The sequence below is a fragment of the Rickettsia tamurae genome, assembly GCF_000751075.1.
GTDB classification, from domain to species: Bacteria; Pseudomonadota; Alphaproteobacteria; order Rickettsiales; family Rickettsiaceae; genus Rickettsia; species Rickettsia tamurae.
In genome coordinates, this window is record NZ_CCMG01000007.1 from 1 (window position 1) to 16,465 (window position 16,465).

Sequence of the window (16,465 nt, forward strand, 5' to 3'; positions counted from 1 at the left end):
ATTATTAGTATTTTTTATTGTTTTTCTGGATACCGTGGTCAAGCCACGGGGTGACACCGAATGCGTTTTTCGATCCACGCAACAAAGCCCACCCGCAATGACAACTCGGTATCCATGCGGGTAATACTAAGACTTATTCTTAGAAAAAATATTATTAGCTTCTTCTAGCTCATTTTTAGTATTAACACCAACAATTAAATCATGATCAGTAGATAATAAATATGAAACTTTTTCACCATGATTTTTACATATTTTTACTATTTCAGTTAAATAAACTTCCTTATTACCGTTAGTATTAGTAGCAAATAAAGGTAAGTATTTATTTAAAATTCCGCTACTGAAAGCCATAATACCTGAATTACAAAGTTTTATGTTTTTCTCTTCTTCATTTGCATTTTTATATTCGATTATCTCTAAAAACTCACCATTTTTATCAGTAGCTATTCTTCCATATTGAGCCGGATTTGCTCTCTCAAAGCTTAAAGTCACTAATGCAGAATTAGTAAGGCTTAAGTAATCTATTAATTCATGCATAAGTTTTGGAGTAATAAGAGGATGATCGCTGTATAAAACTAATATTGTTTTATTTTTATCAATCAAATCTATTGCTGTATAAGTAGCATGAGCTGTACCTTTAGGTTCTTCTTGCAGTACAAAGCAACACATATTTTCATAGGGCGTTAAATGTTTTTTAAGTTCTTCTAAATAAACTATAATTACATCATTTGTGACGTTAAGCGAATTCTTTAATACCGTTTCAAGCATTGGAACTCCGCCGACTTTATGCATTACTTTCGGTAAATCGGACTCCATTCTAGTACCTTTACCGGCTGCTAAAATAATTATTTGATAATTTGTATCGTTATAAGTCATTGTTCTCCTTGTATTATTTCATAAATATCATCAGATAACTCATAATTCCCGAAAACTCTTTGTACATCGTCGCTTTCTTCTAAAACTTCCACAAGCTTTAGTAATTTTTCAGCTTTTTCCTTATCATCTATAATTATTGTATTTAATGGAATCCAGCCTATATAAGAGTCTTCAGGTATACCGTATTTGCCGGTTAAAAATTCTAGAACTTTAGAAAAATTTTCAATATCCGTATAGATTGTATGGGTGGTATCATCAGAGATAATATCATCTACATCTAACTCTATAACTGCTTCTAAAATATTTTCATTCGATGCTATATTGCTTAGATATTGAATAACGCCGCAATGTTTAAATAAATAATTGACACTACCGGTTTCGCCTAAACTTCCACCATATTTAGTAAAACTAGAGCGTACTTCTGCAGCAGTGCGGTTTTTATTATCGGTTAAAGCTTCAACTATTATAGCAATACCATTCGGGGCATAACCTTCATATCTAATTTCCGTATAATTTTCGGTATTAGAAGAATCATTAGCACTATTAATAGCTTTATCTATTCTTTCTTTAGGGAGATTTTGACTACGTGCGGCGGTTAAAGCATTTCTAAGACGTGGATTATTTTCAGGATTACTAGAAGAACCGGTTTTAGCTGCAGTAACTATTTCACGAATTAATTTAGTGAAAACTTTTGCTCTTTTTTTATCTTGAGCCCCTTTACGGTGCTGAATATTTTTGAACTTTGAGTGACCGGCCATATTTATTTCTTTTCTTTCAAAAGTAGTATTATATACTCCGAAGTAAAATGAAGAGTAATATACGAAGATCAACTTGGAAAAGAGCAAGGAGTCTGTAAGCCGAGGAGCAGAGCGTATATTAAACGTTCAGCATCCGAGAACTTACAAAGACGACATATACTCACATGCTTTCAAGTTCATCCGATTAATTAACCTTGTTTTGCTTTAAATCTTTTATTCTTTTTATTTATTATAAAAATTTTGCTTCTTCTTTTAACGATCTGACAATCTTTATCACGTTTTTTTAATGATTTTAATGAGCTAACAACTTTCATAAAATATACTTTTACATTTAATTTGGACTGATAATAAACATTTTTATTTATTCAGTCAATTACCAATTTAAAGCATTTTTAAATAAAAACCATGAAACATGGTATTTTATTGACAATATATTAATAAAATAATATATTATATGTTTATAAAAATTAAGAAATACCATATTTTATGGTTTTTAAATATAAATTTAACCAATAATTACAAAGGGATCAAATTATGAATAAATATTCATTATATAACTTTACTCAAGAAACTATAAATGAAACCAAACAAAATGGAAGAGAATGGAGTTTAGACAAACCATATTATGATGAATTCTTGTTGAATTACCAAAATTAGTTCAAAAATTTGATCTATTTGAAATAATTACAAAAGTAGATTATCCAGGTAAACACGTATCCATATTTATGCAGTAGGGGAGCTAGCATCATATGCTCAAATTGCTAAATGGGCTGAGAACGCTATTAAAGATGAGCAGCAAGGTGAAAATGAAAAAGCTAATAATCAATGGAAAACTATAAAAGCAGTATTAGAGCATGCTAGAACATCAGGTATAGATTATTGTAGTTTAATAAGAGGCTGGAAAAATAATAAAGGGGCAGCACAAGGTGATCAGATACTGAAACTTCTTTTAAACAAAATATTGACTTAAATATAGATGAACTGAAGATAGCTAAAATCATAATAGACGAAGTAGATAAAGGAGAATACGGTTTATACGCTATTCCAAATAATTATAAAAATAATGAAAATGCAAAACATGCAGCTAACGAACATAAAAAATGGTATGAAAGCGTAATTAAAGATGAGGATTTTTCAATGTTACAAGCTTTAAGCTATAGTGCGAATACAAGCTCTATATTGCAAGAAGAAGATCTAATTGATCTATCTGAGGATGATTCTACTTTATCTCCAGAAATGTCAAAGGAACAAAATAATCTTAACGATCAACAACTTGCAGCTTTGGTTCATCAAGCAACTGCTCATGCTAACAGAGAGGAAATACCACATGTACAACCTTCTACTAGTTCTAATAGAGGAGAGAGCGGTACAGAAGATACTATTTTTTTTTAGGTATGCAAGCTAAGGATTTAGTAACATTAATTAATGCCGGAGTGCAAGCTTTAGATGGGACTACTAATCCTCAAGATGCTCAAGGTAGAACTGCTGAAGACTTTGTAACGCAAGTAAGTAATCTTTTGCAAGCGACAGGGGGTGATATTAATAATTTGTTGGTATGGTACCCGATATACTAGGTAATCCTCAAAACACTAATGATGCAGCTTGGGATTTAGATTAAATCTTTACCCCTTAAATGTCATAACTTCTTTTGTTTCGCAAGAGAAGTTATGATAGATTATTTTTATTTCTTAAAAATAATTAATAATTTCTATACACAAACCTTATATTTTATTATATTGACAAAATTTTACAAATTCTATATATTTCCGTTTTCAAAAATTCAGAATCCATATTCCATGGTTTTTGAGATTTTAATTTAAATAAGGATATATTATTTGTGAAAGAGTCTTTAGATTGAAAATTAAAAAAAAGATGTAATGGGTAAACTAGAATCGACAGATTATTTAAGTATACTTACCGAAATCAAAAAGCTTATTGAAACTAATAATACTGACAGTGTAGAATTAAGACAAGGTTTATTGTCCTTAGAGCAGGTTTCAAAAGAAGCAAAAAATAATAATGAAGCTATAAAGGTAAGGACATATTAGAGTTGCTTGCTCAAAATTTACCGGCAACTAAAAGCGATACATTAAAAACAACAATATTTCACATACTACTAAATGATTGTAGTGATTATTATAGAAATAATGAAGATGTTAATAATACATATCAATGGCTTAAAGAAGTTGGCGTAAGATTTAATGCGGTTAGAGCTGCAAATTTAGATGAAGAAACATTAACCTCAGAAAATTTTAACTTTAATAAAAAGTCAGCTGAGTTAGAGCCTGTAGTAATGGAACTTGAACAAATATTAGAAACATTAGGTATTACTAAAGATAATTTTGATGCTAATGATTTATAAGTAATCTTGTTCGCTTCTTATACCATAACTTCCCTTGCTTCATAATATAAGTTATGATAGGCTAGTTTATCTTATTGTAACTCAAGTTTATTTTAGCGTTGCCGGTATGGTTTGGGAATTGTGCCAAATTTTCCTATGTCATTCCCGCGTAGGCGGGAATCCAGTTCTTAAAAAATACAAATATTATAAACGTAGATTATTTTATGTTTTTCTGGATTCCCGCTTTCGCGGGAATGACATAGGGGAGGCAAAGAATAACACAATGACCATACTACTCCTATTATTATCCTTTATCCTCTTCTCTAAGCCGGCTATTGCCGATCCTGAAATAGCTGAATCCTTTAAATGTTCAAAACTTTTTCCTTACTTTGAAAAAAAATTTAATATCCCATCTAATACGTTACATTCAATAGCTTTAAAAGAATCGGGAAAAAAACATACAACCCGTAAAATTAGAGTAGTATGGCCTTGGACGGTAAATGTTGAAGGAACAGGCTATTATTTTAACAGTAAAAGAGAAGCCGTAAGTTTTGTTAGAATAGAGCTTATAAAAGGGCGAGAGAGTATTGATGTCGGATGCATGCAGATTAACTTAAGGCATCATTTAGGGGCTTTTAATTCCCTTGAACAGGCATTTGATCCAAATAATAACATTCGTTACGGTGCAGAATTTTTACGTTCAAAATATGATCAGTTAGGGAGCTGGCACAAAGCGATAGCTCATTATCATTCGGCTACACATTCTTTAGGGTTTAAATATAAGCAAGATGTAGTTAAAATAGCAAGTAATATGGCTCTTTATAAAGCATCCTTACATAGTTATCTAAATAATAATGAAGGGGCTTTAGAAGATACAATTCCGGTAAATAATAACAAAGTTCAAAAAAAATCACTTTTTATTGGCAATAAAAGATACAGAAGTAGTATTATGATACCGGTTCCTGCTAAAATTAATTAATTCTATGAATATTAAATTAATTACATGTTTTTTAATATTAGTAAGTGCGGTAAAAGTAAATACCGATTTTAACAATATTCAAGATAATTTTGAATATCAGGAAGAGCAGCTAACAATAGAATTACCTTGGAGCGACTGCACCGAAATTCATAAATTATTAGAGGAAAAATTATCTTTTTCAGAACAACAAATAAAAAAAGAAAATAAAATTCATGAGAAATATAAGCAATTTTATTTAAAACATAATAATCCTACTAATTTTTCTATGCAATTTCTTGAGAAAAAATCTGAGACTAATGGAGTAGAAACTTTAATATCAGGTTTTTTAAAATTTTGTGAAGATAATTTCCAAACTAGTAAAAGTAAATCTAATTCCCTATATTATATTAAAAAACAACAAGACCAATGGTTTAATGATATAAGAAACGAGAATTACAAAATATATTATAGAAAAAAATACGAAGATAATATCTTTAGAAATAATTAATTTATTTCAATACTTGATTCATATATTGTTTAATTTATATTATTATTGTTGTGTATAAGTAGTTATAAATCTCTAGGAGAATCTAATAAGACAGAGAACAATGTTTCAGCGGTAGAAAGAAAAAAAGTTTCTAGTAATGATAAACAACTAAAACCTGTCTACTTAGAGTATTTGGATCTAACTTCAGATTTAAACCCTTCAGAAAAAAGCCTGTTGAGTTTAGAACCTTTATCGCCTAATAATAAAAATACGAAACCTATAGTTGTAGGTATTCAGGAGAATTTTGAAGGGCTAGATAGAGTTAAAGGGGATGATATTCGCACTGCAAGGCAGAGAGAACTTGTTCAAAATAGTTTGCTAGGAGATTTTTTAGGAGGTTTTATTTCTCGACCGCCACCAACAATTTTAGGAGAGAAAATTCAAGATAGGAGAGGATTATATATTCAACAGACTAAAGCTAAAAAATCACCGAAATAATGCAGTAGCGGGAATAAGTAACAGCTTATTTATCAAGCATGCAGCTAATGATATAATAAGTCGGTTAGAGATGATTGATAAGGATTTTTCGGATATTCTAGAAATATCGACTAAATGCGGTTATCTTACGAGTTTACTAAAAAATGCTTATCGAAGTGCCGATATTACCGTAACAGATATGTCGCCTTTATTGCTTGATTTTTTTGAGCATAATCACAAATTGTTAATCGATGATGAAGATTTAGAATTTCCTCCGAACTCTTTTGATTTAATTATTTATTCATTAGGATTACACTGGATAAACGATGTGCAAAGTTTTCTATCTAATATAAGAACATTTTTAAAGCCTGACGGTATTTTTATCGGTAATTTTGTCGGAGGAAATAGCTTAAAGAATTTACGTAAATCCTTAATAGATGCCGAAATAGCAAGTGGTTTTAAACATTTTCCTCATATTCCTCCTTTTATTCATTTTGATCATGTCCCAATGCTATTATCACAAGCAGGATTTGCTGAAGTAATTGTTGACTATGAAAATATAGAACTAAAATTTGATAATCCTTTAGCTTTAATGAGGGAAATAAAAAATATAGGTGAGTCAAATTCACTAAATGCTAGTCATAATTACGCTGTTTCTAAAAAGATGTTTTCTTTACTACAAAATTATACAAACGGCTTTGAAGATAATATTAATTTAATTAGTTTTATTGCTTCACCGAATAAGAATAGTATAAGATTAAAGTTGTTATAAAGGTGATAGTGGTGTATGGTTGGGTTGGAATGATGATAGAGGTATTGCCGTATGGCAGTCGATGTCATTCCCGCGAAAGTGGGAATCTAGGCTTTTTTGTTGTCACCCCGTAGCTTGACCACAGGGTCCAGTTAAAAATACTAAATTATTAGTATTTTAAGTTGTTTTCTGGATACCGTGGTCAAGCCACGGTATGACAAAGGGAGGATAATATAAGGTAAAAATATGCAAGAATTTGATTTAGTGGTAATAGGTAGCGGTCCGGCCGGTTATACAGGCAGTATTAGGGCTGCTCAGCTTGGTATGAAAGTAGCGTGTATTGAGAAAAACGATACTCTTGGCGGCACTTGTTTAAATATAGGATGCATACCGTCGAAAGCTTTACTTAATTCCTCTGAAAAATATGAAGAAGCTCTAAAGCATTTTGAGAGTATAGGTATTACTGCAGATGTAAAACTAGACTTACAAAAAATGCTAGCTAATAAAGATAAAGTAGTTCTTGATCTTACAAAAGGTATAGAAAGCTTATTTGCTAAGAATAAGGTTACTAGGATAAAAGGCGAAGCTAAAATTATCTCTAGTAATATCGTTGAAGTAAATAAAGAGCAAATTAAAGCCAAAAATATCCTAATTACTACAGGCTCCAGCGTCATAGAAATACCGAACATCAAAATAGACGAAGAATTTATTGTTTCATCTACCGGTGCTTTGAAACTTTCTAAAGTACCTGAGAACTTAATAGTTGTCGGGGGAGGGTATATAGGCTTAGAACTTGGTTCAGTTTGGCGTCGTTTGGGAGCTAAAGTAACAGTTATTGAGTATGCACCGAGCATTGTACCTATGCTTGATAAAGAAATTGCTACGCAATTTATGAAACTACAGCAAAAACAAGGTATAGAGTTTAAACTGAATACTAAAGTGCTATCTGCAGTAAAGTCAGGAAAAGTAAATCTGACAATAGAGGAGGGCGGTAAGAGTTCGGTAGTAACAAGCGATGTTGTGTTGATGGCGGTAGGCAGAAAAGCCTATACGCAAAATCTAGGACTTGAGTCTGTCGGTATTATTACGGATAAGCAAGGTAGAATTGAGATTAATGACCGGTTCCAAACAGCAATTTCAAATATTTACGCAGTCGGTGATGTGGTAAAAGGAGCTATGCTTGCTCATAAAGCCGAGGAAGAGGCTGTAGCTGCCGTGGAAATTATGGCAGGGCAGGCAGGACATGTTAACTATAATTTAATTCCAAGCATAATATATACTTATCCTGAAGTAGCAAGCGTCGGTGAAACGGAAGAACAACTAAAAGAAAAAGGCATTAATTATAAAGTCGGTAAGTTTCCGTTTTTAGCAAATAGTAGAGCAAGAGCAATCGGTAGTACGGAAGGTATGGTTAAGATTCTTGCCGATAGTAAAACCGATAGGGTTTTAGGAGCTCATATTATAGGAGCCGATGCAGGTACATTAATTGCCGAGCTTACCGCTTATATGGAATTCGGAGCAGCTTCAGAAGATATAGCACGAACCTGCCACGCCCATCCAACTTTAAGCGAAGCTATAAAAGAAGCAGCACTTAGTGTGGATAAAAGGACTATTAATATGTAAATGTTCAAATTATCATGCCGTGGCTTGACCACGGCATCCAATTAAAATTATTAGAATGGTAAGTTATTTTTATGGATACCGTGGTCAAGCCACGGTATGACAATGATATGAACAAGCAAGAACTGCGTCTTTATTTCAAAGAACTTTTAATAAAAAACCAAGAAAAAATTACTTCCAACTTAGTCAAAAACTCCCTAATCAATAAAATTAGCCGGTTATTACATGAGTTAAAAGTAAAGACAGTAGGACTTTACTTTCCTCTAAAATACGAAATTAACTTACTTGAAATAACAAACTTACATCCTAAAATAAAATTCTTCTTACCGAAAATTATAAAAAATGAGATAAAATATTGTCCTTATCATTATAACGATCAATTGGCTTTAGGGGCTTTTAAAACCTATGAACCTATAAATAATGATTTTTTTATTCCTGAGTTAGTTATTATCCCAGGACTTGCGTTTAGTAAAGAGGGTTATAGACTTGGATACGGCAAAGGACATTTTGACCGATATCTTAATAATAACCGAAATATATTAACCGCCGGAGTTTGTTTAAAAGAACAATTAATAGATAATTTTCTGGTTGAATCTCATGATCGTAAGCTTAAATTTGTGATTTCGGTATAATAACCTTAATTTTTTTAATTGTATAAAATATTATTACAAAAATCAACTTAGGGTAAAATGGTTGATATAATAAAAAAAATTGTCGTATTGATCGGTGTACCTTTTGCTTTTTTTTTGCACAAGCAGTTGGAGATTGGCTAGAAACAGGACAAGTATCCGGCGATACTCAGACTGGAGATATTTGCTTTCAATTAGCATTGGTAGGAGTAGGGACACTTATCATAGATCAGACATTTTGTAACTTGCCTGATGATGTATACAACGAATATGTCAAAGTAGTACAAGATAGTGAGATACAAGTTACATTAGTTGGCTAATTTTTTCTATTCATATATAGGCTACAAGTTATTTGATTTGTAGCCTTTTTTCTTATAAGTTATTACACAAACTTATTATTTCATCTTTATATTTTTGTTTGTGTAAATATTTGCTTTTTAAATTTAGATTTTTAAAATCCTTGTGATTCAATGGCGGGTATTTACTAAGCTTTATTAAATCTTCATCTAAAATAAAATGCTTACGAGGAATATTTATAGTTTGTGCATTCTCTTCACGATAAGCTGCAAGCATTTGAATTTTGTGGTTAAAACTCTCATCATCACTTCTATATTTTATTTTTTTCCAAGCATCTTTCGGCTCAACCTTATAATTTCTAACATCTAATAAAGAACTAAGAGTAGTTTGATATTTATTAGTTAAATTATTTCTAATAATTATATTATTTAACTCTTTATATATCTTATACAAATACTCCACGTCTAACATTGCATAATTTAACATATCACTAGTGATAGGGCGTTTTAGCCAGTTAGATTTTTGGTAGGTTTTATCGATAGTAATACCGATTAGCTTATAGCAAAGGTCATCATAGCTTAGCTGTTTACCGAATCCGCAAATATTTGCTGCAATTTGTATATCAAAAACATTAGAAGGTAGTATTTTAAATAAATTATAGAAAATCTCTAAATCTTCACGAGGAGCATGAAATATTTTAGTAATATTATTATCTGCAAGCAGCTTATTAAAAATATTCAGATCTAAATTGCTTAATGCATCAATTATTCCGCAATATTCTTCTGCTTTAACTTGAATTATACTAAGCTGAGCATAATAAGTATAGCGACGCTCAAATTCCGTATCTATGCTTAAGCATGCCTTATTTGCTAACCGGTTACAAAATTCTTCTAATGTTTTTTGATTATCGATAATTTGCATAGAAGCTATTTATAAAGCTCCGATAATTTTTAAGAAAAGATTAGTATGAGATAACGACAGGATAACTTCAAGACCGATTAAAATAATAATAATCCACTCAAGTTTGGTAGAATGTTTATAATTAAGGTCATTTGAAAGAATGTCTAAAAGTTCATGAATCATATTAAGACGATGATTCATTATATTTTGCCGTATTTCTATGTCTTGAAACTCTGCTGTCATGAGATATAGAGGCTCATAGCTCGGACGACGCCAAAAGAATTCCGGAGTATCGAATATATCGCTATACAAACTGATTGAATAACGCTCGTTAAATAATATACCTATTTGCTGTAATATCTCCTTTTTAGAAAGCGATACGCTACCGGTTCTAGCTAGTTCCTGTTGTATAGGGGTTGTCTGAACAATCAAGTTACTAACGGATTGCTCAAGAACGCTAAGTTTAACCGATTGTGCAAGAGCATGGGAAATAGAAAGTTTAACAAAAACTGATTTATCGGCTAAGATTATTTTATTCTTTTCTTCATCAATAAATGTTTTCTCGACTTCTGTATTATATTCAAAATAAATATAATCAGACACCGGCTCTTTAAGCTTGTTCACGGTTACTAAATCAGTATCGCTTAAAACTATTTTTTCTTGAATTTCATCGCCGCCCCAAATAGTTACACAGCCAAACGGAAAGAAAAATATCTCTATAAAATCAGAATCTTTATTTATCTCTTTCCGAATATATAAAACATCGTCAAAATGTTGAGGTTCAAGACCAATCTTTTTTAAATTAGTAACTAGATCACTCATCTTATATTCGGAAGAAGTACAGTAAGATGAACATCTCATGATTATTAAGTTTAATTTATATAAATTTAGAGTATAGTAGTTAGGAACCTATAAAGTCAATAATATTATAATTATGTATGAAATATTAAGTAATAGAGAAGTTATCAAAATAATAGGTTTAGATTCCGTAAAGTTCCTACAAAATCTCATTACTAACGACATAAAAAAGAATAATTACTGCTATACTTATTTGCTTAATAATCAAGGAAGATATTTATTTGATTTTTTTGTGTATGTTCCTAACCTTGAGGAAATTTACCTTGATATTGATAAAAGTAATAAAGCTGCTTTGATAGAGCATTTAAACTTTTATAAATTTCGCTCTAAAATACAAATAATAGATTGCAGCGAAGAATATAAAGTTATCTACTCACATCAAAAATTAGATATAGACACGCTAGTTACATCTCGTGATCCTCGCTATACTATGCTCGGTTTTCGTTCTATATATGAGTTCGGTGTCATACCGCAGCTTGACCGCGGTATCCAGAAAACAATTAAACAAGATTGGATCCCGCGATCAAGTCGCGGGATGACAAGAGTGGAATCGGTCCATGCAACAATACCTCCCCGCGAAAGCGGGAATCCAGCTTCTTTTAATGAAAAATTATACCTAGAAGATAAATATAATTTTGCAATAATAGACGGAGTAGAAGATTTAATCACAGATAAATCTATTCCAAATATGTATGGTGCTGAGGAGTTAAATGCAATTAGTTTTGACAAAGGCTGTTATGTTGGTCAGGAAGTTATTTCAAGAGCTAAATATCAAGGTGTTATAAGAAGAAAGATATATAAAATTACAGCAGATGAAGATTTATCCTCATTAGTTAAAGATGAAGAAATACTCGCAGATAACGATAAAATCGGCGTAATATGCTCAAGTTACCGTAATAAAGCAATCGCCTTAATCAGAGAAGAAAAATATCTTGCCGATAAAGAAGCTGATATTACCGTTAAAGGGATTAAAATAAACTTATCTCTCGCACCTTGGTATTAAATTAATTAACAAAATTTAAATTATTAGTAAATAATCCATTGACATTTATTAATACTTTATGTATTTTAATGACACAAGTAAAAACCATGTTTCATGGTAATTTATTACAAAATATAAATTTTGGTTTTTTTATAGAGAGTCTTTTTCAATTGCTAAATTCAAGAAATATACAACAAATACCGTCTATATTAAACGGAACTAATATTAATGAGCTTAATAATTCCAAGCTAAATATTTTTGAAGCTCTTTGCAGTTTAATGCCTCAACAGCAAAGTCAAACTGCTAAAAATGTATTAGAAAGTACTGCAGTACAAGTATTAAATAAAATGATTTCCAACCCAGAAACTGATTGAGATAAAAACGGTAATACCGTTTTTGAATGGGGACTATGGAGTAATAGCACTAAAGTGATAGAAGTATTTCATAATAATTCTCAAATAATGAATAAATTTGTTGCAGCTGAAAAAGCACAAATCCAAAATTTTTGGCGTGTTACTATGGAGACGCATATTTCCGATGAATTTCGTGTCGAGCAAATCGAAAAATTTAAGCTGTTAGGTTTAGATATTAATGATTTTGGTCAAGATAATAATCATGCTGCTTTAATATTCCGTAATAAAGACTTATTTAAATAAATATAAGCTTATTGCTAATAATCCAAATGATACAAATATAAGTGTATATCAAGCTCAAATAGATAAATATTATAAAATAGTTGAGAACTTACTTAAATTTGAAGCTAACCCTTCACTTGAGGCAAATAATATATTAAATTTAGTAGCTAACGGTACTTTACAACAAATACAAAATACAATATCTAAAATATCCGACAAAGGTCGTAAGCATATAGCTCAAGCAGATTTTAAGGCTTTAATAAGAAAAGTAGAAAAATTAGTAGAAAAAACATTAGAAAATTGTGACCTTGAAAATTCTACCGGCGGTAATAATATGATTGCTACACTTGGTAATATAATATGGTCTATTAAACAAAATATTTTCAAAGCCTCAGATCAAGAAAAAAAATTATTACTTATCAATTTGCATGATCTACAAAATTTAGCTAAGCTATAATAGAAAAAATAGTAAAACAAAAAGGCTTTAATGCTGAGATTATTGATCAATTTAAATTCCATGCTATAGCATGGCTTGGTGAATTTGGAACAGAATTCTTAAAAGAATGCATAGAAAATATGAAAACACAAAACCTGATATAAATTTCTGTGATGCCGGTGGTAGAACTACGCTTGATTGGTATAGTGATTATAATGCTAAGAAGGTAGTAGAAACTTTAATCGAAAAAGGTGCTGATGTAAATTCTCGATGTGAACAAGATGATAGTTTATCTTAATGTTATTCTCGCGTCGTCATTGCGAGCAGTCGTAGACTGCGTGGCAATCCAGAAAAATAATAAAAAAATTCTGTAAATCAGAATTTTTTACTGAATTGCTTCGTCAATTACTTACGTAATTTCCTCGCAATGACGGAAAAATAGATCCACACAACAATGCCAAAGCAGGAATGACATACTTTTTTAACTCCACAAAAATATTGTTTGTTTCTTTTTTTATCTTTATTATTATTTGCATAGAAAATCCCTATAACTTAACTCTATGCCAAATATAGATCTCCTCATTTTTACTAGCTTTTTAGCGATTAATTTGCTAGTTGGACTTCTAAATATCAAAAATATAAAAAATATTCGCGAATATGCGATAGGAAAAAGGAATTTTTCTACAGGTACGATAGTTGCAACTCTTATTGCTACTTGGATCGGTACTAGTACTTTTTTAATCGATAATTCAAGAATATATACGGATGGATTATTTTACTTATTACCTAGTATATTCGGTAGCATCGTTAGTTGGTTATTAATTAGTTACTTTATAGCTCCTTGTTTTGAGAATTTTTTGGGCAGCTTATCGGCAGCAGAAATAATAGGGGAGGCGTACGGTAACAAAGTTCGTATTCTTACGTCGATAGTTAGTATATTAATGTCTATAGGTAGAATTGCCATGCAATTCCACGTAGCAAGTTTAATATTACAGCTATTCTTTAATATTTCAAATTTTTATATAGATTTATGTATAGTCACCGTAATAATAAGTTATTCTGCTTTTGGCGGCGTAAAATCGGTTACTTTTACCGAAGCCGTACAGTTTTTTACCTATAGTGCAATTATTCCGGTAATAGGAATTGTCGTATGGAATGTTTTTAGCGATCCGCATATAGTTATAGACTCAAACGTACAAACTCGTCTGACTGATTTACAAGGATTGTTTCACTATACTAGTCCTAAATTTTGGATTTCTTTAAATATTTTTATATATTTTGCGATTCCGTCGCTTGGTCCTTCAATTTTTCAAAGAGTATTGATGGCAAAAGACACAAAGCAAATATCAAAAACTTTTTTTATTTCGACAATTATTTGTCTTTGTTTATCCGTTTTATTTATTTGGATTGTAATATTATTACTATCTCAAGAACCGAGTGTTGACACTAATGAACTGTTTTTACGGATTATTAAAAGTTATATAGGATTTAAGGGGTTAATCGTCGGCGTTATTATGGCAATGATAATCTCAAGTACTAACTCTTATATTAACGTTGCAGCGGTAACTTTTACTAATGACATCATTAAAAAAGCTTCATTAAATTATAATTATATAACCGCAATTACTATAGGATTAATAGGTTTTATTATATCACTCTATACGAAAGATTTAATAAATCTATTTCTATTGTTAACTAGTATCTATTTACCTCTAATCACTTTGCCGTTAATTTTGTTAATATACGGTTTTAAATCAAGTGCCAAAAGTTTTTTTATCGGTATGATTGCTGCAATATTAACTATTATATTGTGGCAAATATTTTCTTTAAGAGCAGTTCTAGGTATTTATCCGATACTACCCGCAACTATCGTAAATTTACTCTTTTTCCTTGGAAGCCATTATATTTTAAAGCAACCCGGAGGGTTTAGTTCTTTAAAAGAGCCGCTAGCCGTTAAAATAATCAGGCAAGAGAGAAAAAGAAAATTTTTGACTTTATTTCGTGATCTTAAGAATTTTAACATCTTTAAATATTGGGAAGGTACCCTACCAAATCAAGAAATTACCTATAGTTATGTCGGTATATTTATTTTAATATCGATGTTCTCATCTTTATATACCACACCGGGTAGCAGAATAATGAACCATTTGGATATATATAATATATATAATATTATTTACCATACCACACTTATAACTGCTGCAATATTAATCACTTATCCTTTATGGTCTTTAAAGTTTAAAAAGAATTATTATATTATATCTTTATCTTGGTTTGTTGCTACTTTTGTTATATTAATATTTTTCGGTAGTTTACTTGTTATATCAAGTAGTTTTGATCAGCTGCAATTAATGTGTTCGATAATTAACTTACTTATAATTGCAACGATATTCAGGTGGCAAGCTACTTTACTTATGACCGTTACGGGCGTGTTTGCTAGTATAGAGTTTTATAAATATTTTATGGATGAGGAGTTATTAATTAGCATAGATAGTTTTCAATTTAAAGTAGTATATTTCCTAACCTTATTTAGCAGCCTTTTAATAGTATTCTTAAAACCAAGGCAGGAGCAAGAGAGATTAGTTAACCTAAAAAATACCCATTTAGGTAATAGAGTTAATTATAGAGAGCAGGAATTAGAGAAGTTACTTGATTTGAAACATGAGTTCTTACGTAATATAAACCATGAAATCAATACGCCGCTAACCGGTATTATTAGCCTTGGTGAAACCTTATGGGCTAATTATGATAAATTTAATGAAGATCAGCGTCGTAATGCCGTAGAGATTATAGCTAAAAGCTCTACTAGATTAAATAGCTTGATAAATAATATTCTAGATTTTTCAAAATTATCTAGTCTTAATTATGAACTAAATAAAGAAGATATAAACTTAAGCGAATTGCTACATGAAAGGATTAAAATATGTAAGAAATTATATCTAAACGGCAAAACCTTAAATTTTATATCTGATATTGAAGAAAATATAATATTTAACTGTGATCCTCATTATATTAAACACACATTCGATAATCTAATAATTAATGCTATTAGCTATTGTAGTGAGGGAATAATAAAAATTGATCTACACATGCAAGAAAATAATATCTTGTTTAGTATAAAAGACGATGGAATAGGAGTACTGAAAGAGGAATTGCAAAGTATATTCGGCGTATTTGTCGTAAGCTCTAAAACACGTACACCGGCAGGAGGTAGAGGAGTAGGGCTTACTCTATGTAAGAAAGTAATAGAACTGCACGCCGGAAAAATTTGGGCAGAAAACGATAAACTGGGGAAGACTACTTTTATTTTTACGATGCCTTATACTCGATGAACTTCAAAAATTGACTACGTCGTCTTATAAGAGCTGCGGTGCTCACGTATTAAGTATACGCTCCGCTCCTCGCCTTATAGACTCTTTGCTCTTTTTGAAGTTGATCTTCGTATAACTATTATGATTTTAAT

22 protein-coding genes and 2 pseudogenes are annotated in these 16,465 nt (G+C 30.8%); 17 read left to right on the plus strand and 7 right to left on the minus strand.

The annotated features are described in order from the left end of the window. Window positions 1-126: 126 nt before the first annotated feature. The 3 genes from MB29_RS00980 to ykgO form a co-directional block, all read right to left on the minus strand. Window positions 127-873 carry a sugar phosphate nucleotidyltransferase gene (locus tag MB29_RS00980; protein ID WP_032138704.1) on the minus strand — a complete coding sequence of 249 codons (747 nt, stop codon included), beginning with the start codon at window positions 871-873 and terminating at the stop codon, window positions 127-129. Continuing rightward, window positions 870-1,631, minus strand: a complete 762-nt coding sequence (locus MB29_RS00985) for a YebC/PmpR family DNA-binding transcriptional regulator (protein WP_032138705.1) — start codon at window positions 1,629-1,631, stop codon at window positions 870-872. Before MB29_RS00985 ends, MB29_RS00980 begins: the two co-directional genes overlap by 4 nt. A gap of 188 nt (window positions 1,632-1,819) precedes the next feature. Further along, window positions 1,820-1,945 carry a type B 50S ribosomal protein L36 gene (ykgO, locus tag MB29_RS00990; RefSeq protein ID WP_032138706.1) on the minus strand — a complete coding sequence of 42 codons (126 nt, stop codon included), beginning with the start codon at window positions 1,943-1,945 and terminating at the stop codon, window positions 1,820-1,822. 220 nt (window positions 1,946-2,165) lie between these two features. Here ykgO and MB29_RS13605 point away from each other — a divergent pair. The 12 genes and pseudogenes from MB29_RS13605 (at window position 2,166) to MB29_RS12285 (ending at window position 9,214) form a co-directional block, all read left to right on the plus strand. Next, window positions 2,166-2,365 (plus strand): annotated as a pseudogene (locus MB29_RS13605) (hypothetical protein). Between the two features lie 403 nt (window positions 2,366-2,768). After that, the gene (locus MB29_RS13990) at window positions 2,769-3,023 is read left to right on the plus strand and encodes a hypothetical protein (protein ID WP_215426165.1); all 255 of its coding nucleotides are present in this window, start codon (window positions 2,769-2,771) and stop codon (window positions 3,021-3,023) included. A 2-nt stretch (window positions 3,024-3,025) separates the two neighbouring features. Then, window positions 3,026-3,205: a hypothetical protein gene (locus tag MB29_RS13995; protein ID WP_215426149.1), complete on the plus strand. Its 180-nt coding sequence runs from the start codon at window positions 3,026-3,028 to the stop codon at window positions 3,203-3,205. A gap of 303 nt (window positions 3,206-3,508) precedes the next feature. Further along, window positions 3,509-3,679, plus strand: coding sequence for a hypothetical protein (locus MB29_RS12280; RefSeq protein WP_233418826.1), 171 nt, complete (start codon window positions 3,509-3,511; stop codon window positions 3,677-3,679). 2 nt (window positions 3,680-3,681) lie between these two features. Further along, window positions 3,682-3,993 carry a hypothetical protein gene (locus MB29_RS07955; protein ID WP_233418827.1) on the plus strand — a complete coding sequence of 104 codons (312 nt, stop codon included), beginning with the start codon at window positions 3,682-3,684 and terminating at the stop codon, window positions 3,991-3,993. 262 nt (window positions 3,994-4,255) lie between these two features. Next, on the plus strand, window positions 4,256-4,951 hold the full coding sequence (locus MB29_RS01005) for a lytic transglycosylase domain-containing protein (RefSeq protein WP_407690041.1): 696 nt from the start codon (window positions 4,256-4,258) through the stop codon (window positions 4,949-4,951). Window positions 4,952-4,955: 4 nt separating this feature from the next. Beyond that, on the plus strand, window positions 4,956-5,438 hold the full coding sequence (locus tag MB29_RS01010) for a DUF2532 domain-containing protein (protein ID WP_032138707.1): 483 nt from the start codon (window positions 4,956-4,958) through the stop codon (window positions 5,436-5,438). 36 nt (window positions 5,439-5,474) lie between these two features. Further along, window positions 5,475-5,915 (plus strand): hypothetical protein, encoded by a 441-nt coding sequence (locus MB29_RS01015; protein WP_032138708.1) that lies wholly within the window; start codon window positions 5,475-5,477, stop codon window positions 5,913-5,915. A 31-nt stretch (window positions 5,916-5,946) separates the two neighbouring features. Next, on the plus strand, window positions 5,947-6,666 hold the full coding sequence (locus MB29_RS01020; protein WP_324607267.1) for a methyltransferase domain-containing protein: 720 nt from the start codon (window positions 5,947-5,949) through the stop codon (window positions 6,664-6,666). A 225-nt stretch (window positions 6,667-6,891) separates the two neighbouring features. Beyond that, entirely contained in the window at window positions 6,892-8,268 is a 1,377-nt protein-coding gene (lpdA, locus tag MB29_RS01025) for a dihydrolipoyl dehydrogenase (RefSeq protein WP_032138710.1), read from the plus strand. A gap of 107 nt (window positions 8,269-8,375) precedes the next feature. Further along, a complete protein-coding gene (locus MB29_RS01030; RefSeq protein ID WP_032138711.1) occupies window positions 8,376-8,897 on the plus strand; it encodes a 5-formyltetrahydrofolate cyclo-ligase in 522 nt (173 codons plus the stop codon). A gap of 87 nt (window positions 8,898-8,984) precedes the next feature. Continuing rightward, window positions 8,985-9,214, plus strand: a pseudogene (locus MB29_RS12285) (hypothetical protein). Window positions 9,215-9,266: 52 nt separating this feature from the next. Here MB29_RS12285 and MB29_RS01035 read toward each other — a convergent pair. Together MB29_RS01035 and MB29_RS01040 are read right to left on the minus strand one after the other, a co-directional pair. Further along, window positions 9,267-10,112: a ribonuclease D gene (locus MB29_RS01035; RefSeq protein ID WP_032138712.1), complete on the minus strand. Its 846-nt coding sequence runs from the start codon at window positions 10,110-10,112 to the stop codon at window positions 9,267-9,269. Between the two features lie 9 nt (window positions 10,113-10,121). Continuing rightward, entirely contained in the window at window positions 10,122-10,913 is a 792-nt protein-coding gene (locus MB29_RS01040; protein ID WP_032138713.1) for an RMD1 family protein, read from the minus strand. Between the two features lie 112 nt (window positions 10,914-11,025). Between MB29_RS01040 and ygfZ the strand changes: the two genes are divergently transcribed. The 3 genes from ygfZ to MB29_RS12295 all read left to right on the plus strand — a co-directional run bounded on the left by ygfZ (window position 11,026) and on the right by MB29_RS12295 (window position 12,587). After that, on the plus strand, window positions 11,026-11,952 hold the full coding sequence (ygfZ, locus tag MB29_RS01045) for a CAF17-like 4Fe-4S cluster assembly/insertion protein YgfZ (protein WP_032138714.1): 927 nt from the start codon (window positions 11,026-11,028) through the stop codon (window positions 11,950-11,952). An 86-nt stretch (window positions 11,953-12,038) separates the two neighbouring features. Continuing rightward, window positions 12,039-12,305: a hypothetical protein gene (locus MB29_RS12290; RefSeq protein WP_233418828.1), complete on the plus strand. Its 267-nt coding sequence runs from the start codon at window positions 12,039-12,041 to the stop codon at window positions 12,303-12,305. Window positions 12,306-12,392: 87 nt separating this feature from the next. After that, window positions 12,393-12,587 (plus strand): hypothetical protein, encoded by a 195-nt coding sequence (locus MB29_RS12295; RefSeq protein WP_233418829.1) that lies wholly within the window; start codon window positions 12,393-12,395, stop codon window positions 12,585-12,587. A gap of 216 nt (window positions 12,588-12,803) precedes the next feature. Here MB29_RS12295 and MB29_RS11145 read toward each other — a convergent pair whose 3' ends face one another. After that, the gene (locus MB29_RS11145; RefSeq protein ID WP_215426150.1) at window positions 12,804-12,953 is read right to left on the minus strand and encodes a hypothetical protein; all 150 of its coding nucleotides are present in this window, start codon (window positions 12,951-12,953) and stop codon (window positions 12,804-12,806) included. Window positions 12,954-13,129: 176 nt separating this feature from the next. On the opposite strand from MB29_RS11145, the gene MB29_RS11150 reads away from it, so the two are divergent. Beyond that, window positions 13,130-13,300 (plus strand): ankyrin repeat domain-containing protein, encoded by a 171-nt coding sequence (locus tag MB29_RS11150; RefSeq protein ID WP_032138715.1) that lies wholly within the window; start codon window positions 13,130-13,132, stop codon window positions 13,298-13,300. Window positions 13,301-13,403: 103 nt separating this feature from the next. Here the strand turns inward: MB29_RS11150 and MB29_RS13340 are convergent, their stop codons facing one another. Further along, on the minus strand, window positions 13,404-13,538 hold the full coding sequence (locus tag MB29_RS13340; RefSeq protein WP_267881712.1) for a hypothetical protein: 135 nt from the start codon (window positions 13,536-13,538) through the stop codon (window positions 13,404-13,406). Window positions 13,539-13,562: 24 nt separating this feature from the next. Between MB29_RS13340 and MB29_RS01065 the strand changes: the two genes are divergently transcribed. Beyond that, the gene (locus tag MB29_RS01065) at window positions 13,563-16,334 is read left to right on the plus strand and encodes a sodium:solute symporter family transporter (protein WP_032138716.1); all 2,772 of its coding nucleotides are present in this window, start codon (window positions 13,563-13,565) and stop codon (window positions 16,332-16,334) included. Window positions 16,335-16,465: the final 131 nt, after the last annotated feature.